Consider the following 17,409-nt stretch of genomic DNA (forward strand, 5'->3'; position numbering starts at 1 on the left):
AAATATTAAAAAATAATGCATTAAATCGAATAAATATACTATTTATATGTTTAATAGGAAGGATTTAACTTTTAACATAAAAAAACACATATCGCTAGGATACGTGTATTAAAAATATATTTTTCTATCGCGTTCTTCTTTTAAAATTTCAACCGCTTCTCGGAAACGTTGTGAATGGACAATTTCTCGTTCGCGTAAAAAGCGTAAACTGTCATTTATATCGGGATCGTCAGATTGGTTAATAAGCCATTGATATGTGGCACGCGCTTTTTCTTCAGCAGCAATATCTTCGTATAGGTCGGCAATTGGATCACCTTTAGCTTGTATATAGGTTGCAGTAAATGGAACGCCAGCTGCGTTATGGTAATGAAGTGCGCTGTCATGGTCAACGTAATGAGGATCGAGACCAGCTGCCTTCATCTGTTCAGGAGTCGCATCTTTTGTCAGCTTATAAACCATCGTAGCAATCATTTCAAGATGTGCAAATTCTTCTGTACCAATATCGGTAAGGAGGCCAATGACTTTATCGGGAATTGTATAGCGCTGATTTAAGTAGCGTAGTGCAGCGGCTAATTCTCCATCTGCACCACCGTATTGCTCAATTAATAATTTTGCAAGTGCTGGATTACAAGTTCCTACTTTAACAGGGTATTGTAATTTTTTTTCATAAATCCACATAGTTTCTCTCCTTTATATTTGCCATGGCCAAGGACCTTTACTCCATTCCCAAGGGGCATTAGAATAGCTATTTCCATACTGTTGAAGCGGTCCATATTTTTCTTCCATTTGTTGTTTTAATACTCTTCGTTTATAGGAAAAGTCATTAAATTGATTAATAGCTGCTGTATCGTCTGGGTGGGTGTCTAAGTAAAGTGTTAGTTCCACTAATACAAAGTCTAATTCTTGGAGATTCTCTAAAAGTCGATAATATTCTTCTGGTAGTGGTTGATTCACGTCAGTAGTCACCGCCCTTTTTTATAAGGATTTTCGTAATAATCATAAAAAACAGGCCATAAAGTTCCTTTTTGTAGTGCTTCTTTCGGTGAGAACTGTGGTAAATTTGGCGGTTGAAAACCTAAATATAAATTAGGAGGGGTAGAGTAATATTTTTTTCCAATAGGAGGACAAGGATCTTGAGGGCTATGATATGGCACATATGATTTCATGTATTTATCCATTAATAAACCTCCTCATATCTTCATCACTACGTATTGTATTCAGACATAATAGGCATTTATGACACATATAAAAAGGTAATAGGTACAGGGGGAATGAATGTGGAGCAATGTATTATATTAGAAGTGAAAAATTTAAAGGAAACTTTGTATTTTTACGAAGGGATTTTAGGAATAAGACCTAGTTTAGAAAGACCTCAATTGGATGTAACAGGGGTTTGGTATGATTCTGATTCAAAGAGAATTAGTTTTGTTATGAATCGCATGTTAGGGGGACGAGAGAAGAGTTTTACGAATTCATGCGCTGGTTTAACATTTTCAATTTCTAACATAGAGAATTTAAAGAAGAGGTTAGTGTTTTATAAAATTGCATATACAGAAAACAAAAGTGAGAAGAGTATTGTAGTACAAGACCCAGATGGATATAAACTTCAAGTGACAGAGAAGGATGAATAAACGGAGGCGATTTAGTGGAGCGGAATTATGAAGAAAGTGCGTTGTTTGAGCATCAATTTTGGCTAAGGGTGCTTACTGATCATTCGCAATTTTTACTTGATGCATTAGCTCCGAAGGAAAAAGAAGATATAAAGAAGGCCACATATTTTCTTGAAACATTTATGAATCTTTTAAATAAAGTTCATGATGTGAATCTCATTGCATTTTCAAAAGAGGCAGAACGGGCCGCAAAGGAAATACGAACGTTTAAATTAAGTATTATACAGAAACAACTCGAGGGAAAAATCACTATTCATTTTACGCCAACTTTCATCAATCATATGGTAAACGAAGTAGAAGAATATATAATGGTGTTAGAATTTTTAAAGAAAGGAGAAGTTCCGCCTGTTTTTCATGAATTACATTATCATCTCGTTTGGTTAACGGATGCGGCTGGTCATGCAGGCTCTATTTCTGGTGGATTAGATCTTGTTGAAAAAAGATTGAAAGAGAAAAGTGAAGAATTTACGAAGCACTTTGAACAATTTTACTTAAAGGCAGTTGAGATGACAGGTTATTTACGGACAGAGCTGCATCATTTTCCTGCATTAAAGAAGTTTACAAAAGATGTTTCACTTGAGTTAAAATTATTTTCGCATTTTCTCCATGAGGTTGAAGAGATGGAGTTATCGAATGAAATATTAAGTGCGTTATCTGCTAGAATGGCGGATCATATGGCAAGAGAAGAATGTTATTACTTATTAAAATTAGCACAATCTTCTGGACTTGAGATGCCAAAATGTAATCCGCTTTAAAGAAAAAAGAGGTCAATTTTATTTGGCCTCTTTTTCTGTTTTATTGTCTCTTTTTATTTTTGCTTGTTCAATACTTGCCTGTAATGTCTCCATAATATTGATGATGTTTGGAGCAGGAGAGATGGTTTCGGTTTTTTCCTGTTGTTCAATTTTATTTTCGATTAATTCGGTAAGAGCTTCTTTATATTCATCTGTATATAACTCTTGTTCGAAAGGATTTGTAAGATGGTGGATTAAATTGATTGCTGCTGTGAGTTCTTGTTTTTGAATCGGATAATTTTCATTACTTGGTAAGTTAGGTGTATTTGTTATATCGCGAATTTCATTAGGGTAGTGAATAGTTTGTAATATAAGCCCATCTTCAAAGTTACGGATAATAGCTAAATGTTGTTTTTTTCTAATGGAAATATGGATAAGACCAAGTTTATTTGTACGTTCAAGAGCTTCTTTTAATAATAAATACGATTTTTCATGTCCTGAGGTAGGGCCTATAAAATAAGAACGATCGTAGAGAACAGAATCAATTTCGTTATTTTGGACAAAAGATATAATACGAATAGATCTTGGTTCGTGAGCTTTTTGCAACTCAGCTAATTCTTTTTCATCCATAATAATGTACTTATGAGGTGCGTATTCATAGGCTTTTACAATATCTTTATCATCAATTTCTTCATCCGTACAATCAGGAGCAAATTTTTTATATTTAATAGGTGTTAAGCATTCTTTATGAAGACTTAAAAATTTTATATCGTTTTCTTCTACGGCACTGTATAGTTTGATTCCTATATTTAATAGTCCAAGTGAAAGGGCACCTTTCCATACGGTATGCAAATGAAGCCTCTCCTTTCATTCAAAAATGATTATGTATATTATGAGATAGTAAGAAATTTCCTATACGTTTTTTGTTTTTACGGAATGTTAAGCAGGAGGATGTGGGATATAAAATATATTGACAAGCCCTCCAAAATATTTTAATGTGATTGTATAAAATTGTGTATATAAAGGGGAGTAACTTATTACAGTAAAGTCGTCATTACAGGGAGAAACCCTCGGCTTTATTGGCAACGTTTCGTTGTTAGTGAGACCTTTACCAGCAATGGTAAAGGCCCCTTATTGTCTTTTTTAGGACCCTTACCATGTTTGGTAGGGGCCTTTTTGTATACAAAGAGAGGAGATATAAAAATGAAAAAACTTATTAGTAGATTAAGAGTTGTATTTCATGTTCGCCGATTTGTTCCATTCCTATTTGACTTTTTCACTTCAAAAGAGGTTTCAATAAAGAAGAAAATTTTATCTATTGCGTTTTTAGTTGGTTATGTTGCGATGCCGCTTGATTTAATTCCAGACTTCTTACCGTTTATTGGTATTTTAGATGATATTGGAATTGTGTTATTTATTTTGAACCGAATTGTAAAAATGGCGCCAGTTCAATTACAAGAAAAGCATAACGTAAACGTAGGATAGGAGTTGGGGTAGAAAATATGGAGCAAATTATTTTAGATATAATCGAATTTTTAAAGCAGTTTTCTTATTTTGGAGTTGTGTTAGCATTAACGTTTGAATTTATTCCGGCAGAAGTAGTTTTGCCCATGGTTGGGTATTGGGTATACGAGGGTGATATGAATTTTTGGCTTGCTGTACTAGCCGGAACGCTTGGCGGAACGACAGGACCGTTAACGTTATACGCACTCGGTTATTACGGTGGCCGTCCTCTATTAATAAAATACGGGAAATACTTCTTCATTAAAGAAGAACAAATTCAAAAAGCAGATGATTTCTTCGAGAAATATGGACCGGTTGTAGCATTTGTTGGACGCTTTGTACCGGGAGTTAGAACGCTTATTTCTGTTCCATGTGGTATGGCGAAAATGAACATATGGAAATTCAGCATATATACATTTGTAGCAATGTTCCCGTTAACGACTTTATATGTTTATTTTGGAATGAAATTAGGTCCGCATTGGGAAAAAGCAGCAGATGTTGTTGGGCAATATATGCTACCGATATTAGGCGGCGTTATTCTTATCGTGGCTAGTATCTTTGTCTATAAATATATGAAGAAAAGAAACAAAACGGAATCTATCTAGTCATTTGAATATTTTTTGAAAATAGATGAATAGTACAGGCAAAAGACTCTGAGGGACATACACATATAGGGAATATAAAAGAGAGAGGGGAAACAACTATGTCTTGTGAGTGCTCAGGGTCAGCATTAACTTGTTGTCCAGATAAAAATTATGTGCAAGATAAAGTGTGTAGTCCGTGGTCTGCTACTGTAGTTGCAACAGCAATTGATAATGTTCTCTATACAAATAATATTAACCAAAACGTAATTGGTACTGGTTTTGTTAAATATGATGTTGGACCAGGCCCAATTACTGTAGAGGTACTTGATTCTGCTGGGGGTACAATTGATACACAAACATTAAACCCAGGAACGAGTATTGCTTTTACGTATCGCCGCTTTGATAGTATACAAGTTGTGTTACCTGCAACACCTGCTGGAACGTATCAGGGAGAATTTTGTATTACAACACGTTATCCACTTTCATAGCAGAATAGGAGAGGATCGAAATGGGAATGAGAAGTTCCAGTTTGTCTTGTTGTTCTAATAAAACACTTGTGCAAGACCAAGTATGTACAGACTGGTCTATTACAGGTGCTGGTACTCAAATTGTATATACAAATAATATCACGCAAGAAGTATATGGTTCAGGCTACGTGAAGTATGATGTAGGTGCCAACCCGATTACAGTTGATTTTTTAGTAGGTGCAACAGTAGTTGATACAATTACTGTACAACCACAAAGTAGTGGTACTTTCACTGTCCGATATTTTACTACTGTCCGAATTACTACGACAGGAACGACTGTTAATCAAGGCGAGTTTTGTATTACAGTACGTTATCCAATTTCATAAAAAAGCATACCGTAAATGGTATGCTTTTTTTTAGAAAGTAATGAAATTGGTATTCTATAAGCAACATGTAAATTCGCAACAGTACTTGCCTTCTAAATATAGTGAAGGATTACTTGTTATATTAATAATACTGAACGACTGTAAGTCTTTTCCTGTGTACGATATTGTATTGCCAGGAAACACAGTGAAAATATTGGTTACTGTTCCAACGATTTGAATTGTAATTGCTTCGGTGCTGCTAGTACTATTGTAAACCGAGACAGTACCTGATATAAGTAGTATCCCATCACTTTGCCATAGTATCATTGATTGTGATGCATCTTTGGCAGAGGGGATGGTGTTATTAGTTATGAGGAAATTCCCTGCAAATTCATTTGTTACTCGCTCGCAATTTGGATTTGGAGGAGGGGGCGGTGGACAAGGGTCTGGACAAATAATAGATAAAGGAGCGAAACAGCCGATATTTTTTTTATTCTTCAATACAACCCCTCCTTTTAAGTTGTCTTTTACTACTATTAAATGTAAAAGCATGGCCGATGTGTTAAAAAAAGAAGGAAATATTAAAAATTAAGATTGTCTAATAGGCTTAAACCTTAACTTATCATTAGCGTTATAGAAAAGATTATATGTGAATAGTCATAGGAAAAGAATGATCAGACTCTTTTAGACAAAAGGTGGTTGTATACAATAGTACGAGGAATGTTGGACTTAATTTCTAATTAACTGTATATTTACAAAAATCTAATAAAGTTCATTTGTTATTTAAACGACATTAACATGTATTAGATAAAATAGCCCTTGTAATGAATCAATTATTATGAGGAGGATTCACGTGGACAGAAATGCTCTAAGAAAAGTAAAAGGCCTTATTGGATTATTAATGGTTTTTGTATTAGCATTCGTATCATTTCCGTGGAGTACATCAGTCAAGGCGGAAGAGAAAAAGCAAGAAAAGGCATCAAGTGAGAAGAAGATAGTTTTTCCAGTTGTAAGTGATGTGCATATTAAAAATAGTGGAACAGATGATACGTTTCGCTGGAAAAGAGCGATCGAACAGTTTAATACATTAGCACCGAAGCAAGATGCATTTGTTATTGTAGGTGATTTCACGGATACAGGATCGGTGCAGCAATATGATCGTTTCATGCAAGTGTACAATGAAAATGCAAATAAAGATGCTGTGCGAATGAATTCTCTTGGTAACCATGATTATTGGAACGGTTTATCTGTAGAAGGTGCGCAGAAGCGCTTCTTAGAAAAAACAGGTATGGAATCAATTTATTATCATAAAGTGGTAAAAGGTTATCACTTCCTTGTTATGTCTCCAGAGAATGGAACAACTCATGGATATTATTCAGACAAGCAAATTAATTGGTTAAAAGAAGAAATGGCGAAAGCGCAAAAAGATGATCCAGAAAAACCGATTTTTGTATTTTTACATCAACACATTAAAGAGACAGTATACGGTAGTCATGAATGGGGAACACAAGATAGCGCAAAAATTAATGCGGTATTAAAAGAATACCCACAAGTTATTACGTTTTCAGGTCATTCACATTATCCATTAGATGATCCAAGATCGATACATCAAAAAGACTTTACATCAGTTGGTACATCTTCAGTAAGTTATATGGAAGTTGAAGGTGGTAAAGTACAGGGGAATATCCCGCCAGGAGCTAGTACGTTAAGCCAAGGTTTATTAGTAGAAGTAGATGATGAAGAAGTAACGATTAATCGCCGTGATTTCCATACGAATTCTTGGACAGGCGAGCCTTGGAAAATTAAATTACCAGCAAAGAAAGAAACATTTACACATGTAGAAGATCGTGATAAAGAAAAGCCTTACTTTGCTAAGGATGCAAAGCTTGCTGTATCAAATGTAACAGAAAATGCGGCAACAGTAACATTCCCGCAAGCATTGGACAACCTTCTTGTTCACTCTTACCGTGTACAGGCTAGAGATAAGCAAACGGGTGAAATAAAAAATAAATTGTTAGCATTCTCAGAGTTTTACCGTGATCCAGTGCCAAAAGATCTTACATTTACGCTTGCAGGGTTAGATGGCGGGAAAACATATACACTTGAAGTCGTTGCAATCGATTCATTCGGCAATGAAACCGCACAGCCGTTAACTGCGGAAATTACTACGAAAAAAGATAATATTGACCCGAATGTGAAAGTACCAAAAGCTGATGTTTTCGATGTAAACTTTGCAGATGGTACATTTAAAGACAATTCACCATTTGGTACAAAAGGTGATGTGAAGGGCAATGTGGTTATTGAATATGATAAAGCATTGAAAAAGAATGTGATGAAGTTAAACGGACAATCTAATACATTTGGATACCTTCCATTTTCAGCAGCACAAAAAGAAAAAGTAGCAAATACATTTACGCTAGAAACGGTATTTTCAATGAATCAAATCCATGGCCAAGGTATTTTGCAAAATACAGAGAGCGGCGGAATTGGATTTGAGTCTACAGGAAGTGGATATGTTGAATTATGGGCTCACATTGGTGGCAGCTATAAACGTGTTGGAGTTCAATTAGAAGCGAACAAAACGTATCATTTAACAGGAACGTATAACGGAAGTGAAGTCGCAATTTACGTAGATGGTAAAAAAGTAAATAGTCAGCCAGCTACTGGGAAAGTGTATCATCCAAACGTACCATTTGCATTTGGAGCGGATCCTGATAGTAACGGAAATGGTGGTATTCCGTTAAATGGACAAATCGCGCTTGCGAAATTATATAGTAAAGCGTTAAGTTCTTCAGAAGTATTAGCAGCGTACAATGAGTTTTCTAATCGTACGAAGTTAGAGCAAGTAACTGCTTTATTTGAAGAGCTTGGAAAAGTAAAAGAAGTGTTAGCTGGAACGTATGGATTTGGAGATAAGCCAGGTCAATATTCAAAGGAAGCATTTCAAGAACTAGAGAAAAGCTATAATAATGCAAAACAAGTGTTTGAAAATGTAGGGAGTACGGGAGAGCAAATCGTTCAAACATATAACGAATTAAAAACAGCTAATGTAACATTTGTACAATCTAAAGTAGTAGAACAACCGAAAACACCGAAAGAAAAATTACAAATCAATATTGAATCTGCAAAAGTAGTAGTGAAAAAAGCGCAAGATGCAAATGTAACGGACGGTTCAGTGAAAGCATTGAGTCAAAAAATTACAGTGGCCGAAGCTGTAGTGAAAGATGTAAAAGTAAAAGATGCACAGGTAGAAACGATGAATCGTACATTAGAGTATACAATTTCACTTGTTGAAAAAAGTATGAACAAATAAGAGAGAGGAAAAGAAGCTTATCATGATAGGCTTCTTTTTTGTTATACTAAAATTAGTATAGAATGAAGGAGCGAATAATTTGGAAGAGAAAAAGCTAAAAAGAATTCTTGAATATGTATGGATCGCGGTTGTGCTCCTTGTAGGATATTATTTCTTAAAAGAAAAAAGTATATGGGTTCTATTTTTAATGACGTTTTTATTAGCGGGTTTAGGCACGTTATTTATTAATTTCTTCTTTGATAGTTTAAATGCATGGAAGAAGAAAAAGAAGGGAACGAAGTAAAGGAGGGAATATATGCAAAAGTGGAAGTTCATATATCAGGTGATTATTTTCCTATTACTTGTAGGTATTGGAATTGTTAAATACGCAACGCCAATAGGAAATTGGGCATGGTTTACAGCTTGCATCGGCATATTTTTCATTTTACAATCGTTAACGAAAAAATATAATAGTACAGAAAAATAGCTCGCCGCTAAAACGGCGAGCTATTTTATTATGCTTTTTTCTTTTCATCATTCGTTTTTTCGGTAGCTAAGTGACTATGCTTTCTAGAGTAGAAGAAATAGAAGCATAAGCCGACTATAAGCCAAACTGCAAAGCTAATCCATGTTGTTTTAGACAAATTGATCATTAAATATAAGCAGCAAAGAATCGCGACAACGGGTAATACAGGTACGAAAGGTGTACGGAATCCACGTTTTAAATCAGGGTGTGTTTTTCGTAAAATAAGTACAGCGCAGCAAACGAATGTAAAGGCTGTTAACGTACCGATGTTTACTAAATTCGCTAGCAAATGTAAATCTAAAAGCCCTGCTAATAAAGCGGCAACAACACCAGTAATCCACGTATTTAATAAAGGGATTTTTACTCTTTTATTTACACGTGCTAGCGCTTTTGGAAGTAGGCCGTCACGGCTCATCGCATACGAAACACGAACTTGTCCATACATAACGACTAAAAGGACGGTTGTCATTCCAGTCATCGCTCCAACAGCGAGTAGTCCTGCAATTGTGTCCTCACCAACGAAATGCAATGCAAATGCAACTGGATCAGAAACGTCTAATTGCGTATAAGGAACCATACCTGTTAAAACGAAAGATACGATCATATATAAAACAGTACAAATAAGAAGAGAACCGATAATACCAATTGGTAAGTCACGCTGCGGTTTTTTCGTTTCTTCTGCAGCGGTTGCGATTGCATCAAAACCTAAAAAGGCGAAGAATACAGTGGCAGCTCCGGTAATAATACCGTCGTATCCGAATGGAATGAACGGTGTCCAGTTTTCAGGCTTTACATATTTTGCGCCTGCTACGATAAAGGCAATGATAACAGCTAGTTTAATAAGAACCATAATATTATTAATGCGTGCGCTTTCACGTATACCAAAACTTAAAAGGCCAGTAATAAGAAGTAAAATGCAGACAGCTGGTAAATCGATGAGACCACCTTTTCCTACGCCGGGGGCCGAGGCGATTATGGCGGGCAGGTGTATATTGAACCCTTGTAGTAATGATTGCAAATAACCAGACCAACCGACAGCTACTGCTGCAACGGCAAGTAAATATTCGAGCATTAAACACCATCCGACGATGAAGGCGACGACTTCTCCGACTGTCATGTATGCGTAAGTATACACACTTCCTGAGACAGGAATAGAAGAAGCAAATTCAGCATAACAAAAGGCTACACAAGCACAAGTAAATGCAGCAATAAGAAATGATAGCATAATACCAGGACCAGAATGTTTTGCTGCAACAATACCTGTTAATACAAAGATCCCTGTCCCAATTACGGCGCCGATCCCTAAAAACGTTAAATCGAGTGCAGTTAATGTTCTATCTAGCTGCTTTGGTGATTCAGTACTAAGCGCTTTTTTTCGTAATAATGACTTCACTTTGGACTCTCCCCCCGTTTTTTCATTTCCATAACTGCGACTATAGTATGAGCCCATTAAAAAAGAGTAAGTAAGTGGAGGTGCAGTTATGGTATGTAGTTTTTTAAAATTGCTGGATTAATCTTAATATAATTCAGAATATTTTGTCAAATAAAAATATGACAAATAAAATGCGGATCAATAGGGGAAACTACTTGCAGAAATGGACGGGGGTTAACGACCCACTGATTAAAGTTAAAGTAGGAGCAGATGCTATGTTATTTTATTTTGAACTTGTCGTCATTTTACTTTGTACGAAATTAGCTGGTGACATTAGTGTGAGACTTGGTCAGCCTTCTGTACTTGGTAAGTTAATTGTCGGTATTATTATCGGTCCAGCTGTACTCGGTATTATTAATAGTTCTGAACTAATTGATGAACTGAGTGAGATTGGTGTTTTGTTACTTATGTTTATGGCGGGACTTGAAACAGATTTAGAAGAGTTAAATCGGAATTTGAAATCGTCATTTGCAGTAGCGGCTGGTGGAATTATTTTTCCTTTCATCGGTGGTTATGTAACAGGATTGCTGTTTGGATTAATGCAGTCCCATGCCATTTTTTTAGGGTTATTACTTTGCGCAACATCGGTTAGTATTACGGTGCAGACGCTACGTGATCTAGGAAAAATGAATACGAGAGAAAGTACAACAATTTTAGGTGCTGCCGTATTTGATGATGTCATTGTCGTTATTTTATTGGCATTTGTAATGAGTTTTTTAGGAACACAAGATGTGAATATAACACTTGTCATTGTAAAGAAAATTATTTTCTTTGTAAGTATTGTTTTTATTGCTTGGAAAGTCGTTCCTTGGATTATGAAAATGCTTGTCCCGCTTCGTGTAACAGAAGCGTTAATTAGCGCGGCTCTTATTATTTGTTTCTCTTTTTCTTATTACAGTGAAATGATGGGAATTGCAGGCATTATTGGAGCATTTGCAGCAGGAATTGCTATTTCTCAAACAGAGTATAAGCATGAAGTGGAACATAAAATTGAACCGATTGCTTATGCAATATTTGTTCCAGTATTCTTCGTAAGTATCGGAATGGAAATTACATTTCAAGGCATTGGAAGTCAGCTTTGGTTCATTATTATTATGACTCTCGTTGCGATTTTCACAAAGTTAATCGGATCCGGCTTAGGCGCAAGACTGACAGGATTTAATCGCCAATCTTCTATCAGTATTGGTGCGGGGATGGTATCACGTGGTGAAGTAGCGCTTATCATCGCAGCAAATGGACTTACGGCGAATTTATTAGCGAAAGAAAATTTCACAGCGATTGTTATTGTTGTTATATTGACGACGATTATTACACCGCCACTTTTGAAGAAATATTTTGTATAGAGAGGAAGGGCTTATCTGATGTAGGTAAGCTCTTTTTTTATTCCCAAAAGCAATGATCATATAGCATGAAGGGTTTGTAATTATGGTAAAATCTATGTATGTGATATGACAAGGAGAGGGAAGTGTGAAGATTACGAAGGAGAAGGTTATCGGTGTAATCGTACTTATTGCAGTATGTATACCATTTACTGCATGGAAAGAATCAAAAGTGAAAGATTTTCCGGTTTCTATTTTTTCGGAAGAAGCAGATGGTGAGTACGGTCAGAAGCTGAAATATACTGCTTTTTTACCTGATGTTGCGATTTGGATGAACGGTTGGAAAGAGAAGTGGACAGAAGGAGAAAGAACTGTTTATCAAAAAGGGAATCGCATTGTAAATGTGTTTCATCCTCCTGGCGATGATGGTTTTTACCTTCTTGAAGCAAGAGAAAATAAGTGAACGCAGCCGTAAGAAGTGGAGGTTAAATAGTGAAAGCTTCAACATTACTATTTAAAATTGAAAGTAATATGGATCAATTTTCACCAGCTGAGAAGAAGGTTGCCATGTACATAATGGAGAATGCAGAGATTGTACCGAATTTAACGACGAAAGAAGTGTCAACGAATGCAGGCGCAAGTGAGGCGAGTGTCGTTCGTTTTTGTAAGTCGATTGGGATTGGGAGCTTTAAAGCATTTAAGATAGCACTCGTTCGTGAATTAACGATTGCTGATTATAATATTAACGATTTTTCAGTGATGAATACGGAAGATGGACCGTACGATTTATTTAATAAAGTTACTTATGTGAATAAAGCTGCAATTGAGGCGAGCGTTACTGCGATAGATAAGAAGGAACTTGAGAAAGCTGCAGATCGTATTGTCAATGCGGGCAAAATTATATTTTACGGTGTAGGTGGATCAGCTACGCCAGCGATGGATGGGGCGTATAAATTTACACGGCTCGGATTTACAGCGATGATGCTATCTGATTTTCATATGATGTTGCCGCTCGTGACGAATTTAAAAGAAGGCGATATATTTGTTGCGATTTCAACATCTGGTCGAACGAGAGATGTGCTTGAAATGGCGCAGTATGCAAAGAGACAAGGTGCAACTGTTATTGGAATTACGAAACTAGATCAATCATCACCCCTATATAAAGAAGCGGACATTCGCCTTTGTATGCCAGATGTAGAACAAGATCATCGTATTGCAAGTATTGCGTCGAGAATGACGCAACTGAATATGATTGATGCTTTATATGTGATTACTTTCAACCGAATTGGCAATAAAGTATTGGATCAATTTATGGAGACGCGAGAAGAAGCGTTGCGGTTACGGAAGTTAAAGTAGAAGAAAAGATGAGGAGACTCATCTTTTTTATTATCTTTGACACAAATATGTCATGTTGTGAAATTTTATTTCATAAAATAAGAAAGAGTTATTGATTTTTAGTTTCTTAAAGTTATAATAAAAGTGTGAAATATAATTTCAAAGAGGGTGGAAATATGTTAGAAAATTTATCGACAGAACATCGTAATGAGAAAACAATGAATCTGGATGAAATGAGCATAAAAGAAGTGTTGCAAAGTATGAATGAAGAAGATCGAACTGTTGCGTTAGCAATTGAAAAAGAGATAGAACAAATTGAAAAGGTTGTACAGACTGTTATTAAATCTTTTGAAGAAGAGGGACGTTTAATTTACATTGGTGCTGGTACGAGTGGTCGTTTAGGTATTCTAGATGCAGTGGAATGTCCGCCGACATTTGGCACGGATGATAAAATGGTGCAAGGATTTATAGCAGGTGGATTGAAAGCGTTTACTAAAGCGGTGGAAGGTGCCGAAGATCGCGAAGAGTTAGCAGAAGAAGATTTAAAAAGTATTGGATTAAATGAGAAAGATACAGTGATTGGAATTGCTGCAAGTGGCAGAACTCCTTACGTAATTGGCGGCTTGAAATACGCACAGAGCGTAGGAGCGAGTACAGCGAGTATTTCTTGTAATAAAAATGCTGAAATAAGTAAATATGCAAAGTTAAATGTGGAAGTAGAGACAGGTGCAGAAATATTAACAGGATCAACGCGTTTAAAAGCTGGTACAGCACAAAAATTAGTGTTGAATATGATTTCAACAGCTTCGATGATTGGTGTAGGAAAAGTATATAAAAACTTAATGGTAGATGTTCAATCCACAAATGAAAAGTTAGTAGAACGGTCAAAACGAATTATTGTGGAAGCAACAGGCGCTAGTTATGAAGTAGCGACAGAGTATTATGAAAAGGCAGAACGTAACGTAAAAGCTGCCATTGTTATGGTGTTGTTGCAGTGCGAATATGGGGAAGCACTGGAGAAACTAAAATGCGCAAAAGGGTTTGTGAAGAAAGCACTATAAAATAATAGGGAGGGGGATTCTATTATGAAGAAAGAAGAGAGAATGGCCAAGGAAATTTCGGAGCAACTTGGAGGAATAAAAAATATTCGTAGTATTGCTCATTGTATGACGAGACTACGTTTAACGCTTCATGATGAAAGTAAAGTAAATATGGACCTTTTGAAAAAAGTTGAAGGCGTTATGGGTGTTATAGAAGATGAGACGCTTCAAGTTGTTGTTGGTCCAGGAACAGTAAATAAAGTAGCAGCTGAAATGGAAGGTTTGACAGGACTACGAATTGGTGAGGTAGCAGATCATCACCTTGAAGATATTGGGCAAGAGATGAAATCAGAGATTAAGAAGAAAAATAATACACCGGTGAAAAACTTTTTACGAAAAATAGGAAGTATTTTCATCCCATTAATTCCGGGGCTTGTTGCGTCAGGAATTATAAACGGGGTTGCTAACTTTGCGAAAAATGCTGGTGCTGATCCAAATGCAACGTGGTTACAAATGTTACTACTCATTGGCGGCGGTATCTTTACATTCTTAGGAATTTTAGTTGGTTGGAATACAGCGAAAGAGTTCGGCGGGACACCGGTTCTTGGGGCAATTGCTGGTATTTTAATTTTCAACCCAGCGATGGCAAACGTAAAATTGTTTGGTGAAGCATTAGTGCCCGGACGGGGCGGATTATTCGCAGTTATTTTTGCAGCATGGCTTATGGTTGTAGTGGAAAGACAAGTTCGAAAAGCAGTGCCGAATGCAGTTGATATTATCGTGACACCACTCATTACTGTATTAGTTGTAAGTATCGTAACGATGTTAGCCATTCAGCCATTAGCAGGTTTCTTATCAGATGGTATTACGAGCGGAATTAATGCTATTTTAAATATTGGCGGAGCATTTGCTGGCGCAGTACTTGCGGGAACATTTTTACCTCTCGTTATGGTCGGATTGCATCACGGTTTAACACCAATTCATATGGAATTCATTAATCAAACACACGTAACACCTTTATTACCAGTACTCGCAATGGCTGGTGCTGGCCAAGTGGGCGCAGCAATTGCGATTTATGTGAAAACAAAAAACAAACGACTTCGAAATGTAATTAAAGGTGGATTGCCAGTTGGCTTTTTAGGAATTGGTGAGCCGTTATTATACGGGGTTACATTACCACTTGGGAAACCGTTTATTACTGCTTGTTTAGGAGCGGCTGTCGGTGGTGCATTCCAAGCAGTTATGCAAACGGCTTCACTTGGAATTGGCGTATCAGGGCTATCTTTAATTCCGTTAATTGCTGACAATAAATATTTACTATATTTCTTAGGTTTAGTAATTGCATATGCTTTCGGATTTATCTTTACGTACTTCTTCGGATTTAAAGAAGAAATGGCAGAAAACATATAGAGAAAGGGATTCCTTTCTCTTTTTCTATTAATAGAGAGGGAGATTTATATGATCGGAGTTTCCATTTATCTTTCAAAAGAACGAGTAGAGAAACAAGAAGAGTGGCTAAAAGTAGCAAAGGAAAATGGGTTTACATCTATTTTTACATCACTGCACATTCCAGAAGATGATCCAAATACGTATAAAGAGTTAATTCAAATATTAGGGAAACAAGCTCTTGCACATGAAATGGAGTTAATGGTTGATGTTTCTCCAAAATCGTTACATCATTTAGGGCTAACATATGAAAATGTGGAAGAACTATTGGACTGGGGCATTACCGGTTTAAGAATGGATTACGGCATTGCGCCAAAAGAAATTGCAAGCGTATCTCATAAGATGAAAGTAGCTTTAAATGCGAGTACGATTACAAAGCCATTTTGGAAAGAATTACTTGCAGAACATATAAGAGTAGAGAATGTAGAAGCGTGGCATAATTTTTATCCACGTCCAGAGACGGGACTAGCAAAGTCCTTCTTACAAAAACAAAATCAATATTTACAGGAGTGCGGAATAAAAACGATGGCATTTATTCCAGGAGATGCGGAAAAACGTGGTCCGTTATATGAAGGGTTACCAACGTTAGAAAAACATCGCAATATGCGCCCGCTTGAAGCGTACTTAGAACTTGTTCAAGATTGTGGTGTTGATTAAAGTATTGATTGGAGATATAAGCGCAAGTTTGGAAAGTATGCAAGAAGTAGCTAGTGCGAGTAAAGGGATTATTCCATTGCGTTACAAATCATTTATAACTGATAAAGAAGTATTAAAAGTGGTGGAGCAAGTGCATACAAATAGACTAGATCCGGCTCGTGATGTTATTCGATCTGTAGAATCAAGGGAAGGAAATAGAGTGGTTTTACAGCCGATGCATACAATTGTAAGAAAGAAAGGCAGCATTACAATTGATAATGAATTGTACGGTAGATATGCAGGGGAGATGCAAGTTGCTACACATGATTTACCTGTAGATGAGAAAGTGAATGTTGTTGGAATAGTTGTGGAAGAGGACGTTTCTTTACTGCCTTATATTGGCGCTGGAAAAATGTTTCAACTTTTTCTATGCGATAGAATAAAAGCTTGAATTAGCGCTATTTTGTAGGAAAACATTATCCGTAAAACGGATAATGTTTTTTGTTTTCTTTAAAAAAGTATTTGACGAATGAAATAAAATACCGTATTGTTTTGACTTGTAAATAAAAGTTCACCATAACAAAACAAAAAGGAGAGTTCAAAATGAATCAATATATTGGGAATTTAATTATTCGTATCGTGTTAGGAGTTACGTTCTTTGCACACGGTTTAGCAAAGTTTCAATCAGGTATCGATAATGTAGCAGGATGGTTTACAAGCATCGGTTTACCAGGTGGCCTTGCATACGGCGTAGCAACTGTAGAATTAGTTGGTGGTATATTATTAATTATCGGTTTAGGTGTACGATATGTAGGATTGTTATTTGCTCTTATTTTAGCTGGAGCTATCGTAAAGGTAAATGGAGCAGCAGGTTTATTAGGAGATGGAAAGAATCCAGGATATGAATTAGATCTTGCATTATTATCAATGGGTGCGTATTTATTCGTAGTAAAAGCAGAAGGATATGTAGATCGTTTCTTAAAAGAGAAAGTAATGAAAACGAAGTAAATTTTATTTATAAATTGTTGACTTGAAGAATCATTGTAACTATAATGATTAC

22 protein-coding genes and 1 pseudogene are annotated in these 17,409 nt (G+C 36.2%); 17 read left to right on the forward strand and 6 right to left on the reverse strand.

The genetic code is table 11. From position 1 onward, the window contains the following. Positions 1-108: 108 nt before the first annotated feature. Genes cotJC through AC3EMB_RS04335 form a run of 3 tightly spaced genes read right to left on the reverse strand, consistent with a single transcriptional unit; the run spans position 109 to position 1,178 of the window. Positions 109-678: a spore coat protein CotJC gene (gene cotJC / locus AC3EMB_RS04325; RefSeq protein WP_000265278.1), complete on the reverse strand. Its 570-nt coding sequence runs from the start codon at positions 676-678 to the stop codon at positions 109-111. Positions 679-690: 12 nt separating this feature from the next. Continuing rightward, a complete protein-coding gene (gene cotJB / locus AC3EMB_RS04330; RefSeq protein WP_001075543.1) occupies positions 691-954 on the reverse strand; it encodes a spore coat protein CotJB in 264 nt (87 codons plus the stop codon). Positions 955-962: 8 nt separating this feature from the next. Next, positions 963-1,178 (reverse strand): spore coat associated protein CotJA, encoded by a 216-nt coding sequence (locus AC3EMB_RS04335; RefSeq protein ID WP_000362188.1) that lies wholly within the window; start codon positions 1,176-1,178, stop codon positions 963-965. Between the two features lie 33 nt (positions 1,179-1,211). Between AC3EMB_RS04335 and AC3EMB_RS04340 the strand changes: the two genes are divergently transcribed. Next, positions 1,212-1,631 (forward strand): VOC family protein, encoded by a 420-nt coding sequence (locus AC3EMB_RS04340; protein ID WP_488517496.1) that lies wholly within the window; start codon positions 1,212-1,214, stop codon positions 1,629-1,631. Positions 1,632-1,645: 14 nt separating this feature from the next. Then, positions 1,646-2,425, forward strand: a complete 780-nt coding sequence (locus AC3EMB_RS04345) for a DUF2935 domain-containing protein (RefSeq protein ID WP_488517497.1) — start codon at positions 1,646-1,648, stop codon at positions 2,423-2,425. 18 nt (positions 2,426-2,443) lie between these two features. Here the strand turns inward: AC3EMB_RS04345 and ku are convergent, their stop codons facing one another. Continuing rightward, positions 2,444-3,256, reverse strand: a complete 813-nt coding sequence (gene ku, locus AC3EMB_RS04350; protein WP_053565176.1) for a non-homologous end joining protein Ku — start codon at positions 3,254-3,256, stop codon at positions 2,444-2,446. Between the two features lie 351 nt (positions 3,257-3,607). Between ku and AC3EMB_RS04355 the strand changes: the two genes are divergently transcribed. The 4 genes from AC3EMB_RS04355 to AC3EMB_RS04370 all read left to right on the forward strand — a co-directional run bounded on the left by AC3EMB_RS04355 (position 3,608) and on the right by AC3EMB_RS04370 (position 5,344). Then, positions 3,608-3,889 carry a YkvA family protein gene (locus tag AC3EMB_RS04355; protein ID WP_000733844.1) on the forward strand — a complete coding sequence of 94 codons (282 nt, stop codon included), beginning with the start codon at positions 3,608-3,610 and terminating at the stop codon, positions 3,887-3,889. Positions 3,890-3,906: 17 nt separating this feature from the next. Continuing rightward, positions 3,907-4,512, forward strand: a complete 606-nt coding sequence (locus AC3EMB_RS04360) for a DedA family protein (protein ID WP_000435017.1) — start codon at positions 3,907-3,909, stop codon at positions 4,510-4,512. A 98-nt stretch (positions 4,513-4,610) separates the two neighbouring features. Next, positions 4,611-4,979, forward strand: a complete 369-nt coding sequence (locus AC3EMB_RS04365; RefSeq protein WP_001277537.1) for a DUF3992 domain-containing protein — start codon at positions 4,611-4,613, stop codon at positions 4,977-4,979. A gap of 20 nt (positions 4,980-4,999) precedes the next feature. Continuing rightward, positions 5,000-5,344 (forward strand): DUF3992 domain-containing protein, encoded by a 345-nt coding sequence (locus AC3EMB_RS04370; RefSeq protein ID WP_000525819.1) that lies wholly within the window; start codon positions 5,000-5,002, stop codon positions 5,342-5,344. A 54-nt stretch (positions 5,345-5,398) separates the two neighbouring features. Here the strand turns inward: AC3EMB_RS04370 and AC3EMB_RS04375 are convergent, their stop codons facing one another. Next, positions 5,399-5,782, reverse strand: a complete 384-nt coding sequence (locus tag AC3EMB_RS04375; RefSeq protein WP_488517772.1) for an S-Ena type endospore appendage — start codon at positions 5,780-5,782, stop codon at positions 5,399-5,401. On the opposite strand from AC3EMB_RS04375, the gene AC3EMB_RS04380 reads away from it, so the two are divergent. From AC3EMB_RS04380 to AC3EMB_RS04395, 4 genes are all read left to right on the forward strand, one after another. Beyond that, complete coding sequence (locus tag AC3EMB_RS04380) at positions 5,667-5,915, forward strand: hypothetical protein (RefSeq protein ID WP_043924624.1); 249 nt, start codon at positions 5,667-5,669, stop codon at positions 5,913-5,915. The two genes, AC3EMB_RS04375 and AC3EMB_RS04380, sit on opposite strands and share 116 nt — an antisense overlap. Positions 5,916-6,176: 261 nt before the next feature. Next, positions 6,177-8,636, forward strand: a complete 2,460-nt coding sequence (locus AC3EMB_RS04385) for a LamG-like jellyroll fold domain-containing protein (protein ID WP_488517498.1) — start codon at positions 6,177-6,179, stop codon at positions 8,634-8,636. Between the two features lie 79 nt (positions 8,637-8,715). Further along, positions 8,716-8,919, forward strand: a complete 204-nt coding sequence (locus tag AC3EMB_RS04390; protein WP_000391504.1) for a hypothetical protein — start codon at positions 8,716-8,718, stop codon at positions 8,917-8,919. Between the two features lie 12 nt (positions 8,920-8,931). Continuing rightward, entirely contained in the window at positions 8,932-9,102 is a 171-nt protein-coding gene (locus AC3EMB_RS04395; RefSeq protein ID WP_053565173.1) for a hypothetical protein, read from the forward strand. 28 nt (positions 9,103-9,130) lie between these two features. Here the strand turns inward: AC3EMB_RS04395 and bcaP are convergent, their stop codons facing one another. Then, a complete protein-coding gene (gene bcaP / locus AC3EMB_RS04400; RefSeq protein WP_153592908.1) occupies positions 9,131-10,591 on the reverse strand; it encodes a branched-chain amino acid transporter BcaP in 1,461 nt (486 codons plus the stop codon). A gap of 197 nt (positions 10,592-10,788) precedes the next feature. On the opposite strand from bcaP, the gene AC3EMB_RS04405 reads away from it, so the two are divergent. The 7 genes and pseudogenes from AC3EMB_RS04405 to AC3EMB_RS04435 all read left to right on the forward strand — a co-directional run bounded on the left by AC3EMB_RS04405 (position 10,789) and on the right by AC3EMB_RS04435 (position 17,357). Next, entirely contained in the window at positions 10,789-11,916 is a 1,128-nt protein-coding gene (locus tag AC3EMB_RS04405) for a cation:proton antiporter (protein ID WP_375852900.1), read from the forward strand. Positions 11,917-12,040: 124 nt separating this feature from the next. Further along, a complete protein-coding gene (locus tag AC3EMB_RS04410) occupies positions 12,041-12,355 on the forward strand; it encodes a hypothetical protein (protein ID WP_000704960.1) in 315 nt (104 codons plus the stop codon). 29 nt (positions 12,356-12,384) lie between these two features. Next, on the forward strand, positions 12,385-13,248 hold the full coding sequence (locus AC3EMB_RS04415) for a MurR/RpiR family transcriptional regulator (protein WP_000648168.1): 864 nt from the start codon (positions 12,385-12,387) through the stop codon (positions 13,246-13,248). 155 nt (positions 13,249-13,403) lie between these two features. After that, positions 13,404-14,288 carry an N-acetylmuramic acid 6-phosphate etherase gene (gene murQ, locus AC3EMB_RS04420; protein ID WP_088022369.1) on the forward strand — a complete coding sequence of 295 codons (885 nt, stop codon included), beginning with the start codon at positions 13,404-13,406 and terminating at the stop codon, positions 14,286-14,288. A 24-nt stretch (positions 14,289-14,312) separates the two neighbouring features. Beyond that, positions 14,313-15,677 (forward strand): PTS transporter subunit EIIC, encoded by a 1,365-nt coding sequence (locus AC3EMB_RS04425; RefSeq protein ID WP_000711293.1) that lies wholly within the window; start codon positions 14,313-14,315, stop codon positions 15,675-15,677. 48 nt (positions 15,678-15,725) lie between these two features. Continuing rightward, positions 15,726-16,800 (forward strand): annotated as a pseudogene (locus AC3EMB_RS04430) (DUF871 domain-containing protein). Positions 16,801-16,952: 152 nt separating this feature from the next. Further along, positions 16,953-17,357, forward strand: a complete 405-nt coding sequence (locus AC3EMB_RS04435; RefSeq protein ID WP_001077751.1) for a DoxX family protein — start codon at positions 16,953-16,955, stop codon at positions 17,355-17,357. The last annotated feature ends 52 nt before the right edge of the window (positions 17,358-17,409 follow it).

The organism is Bacillus sp. LQ16 (genome assembly GCF_057784645.1).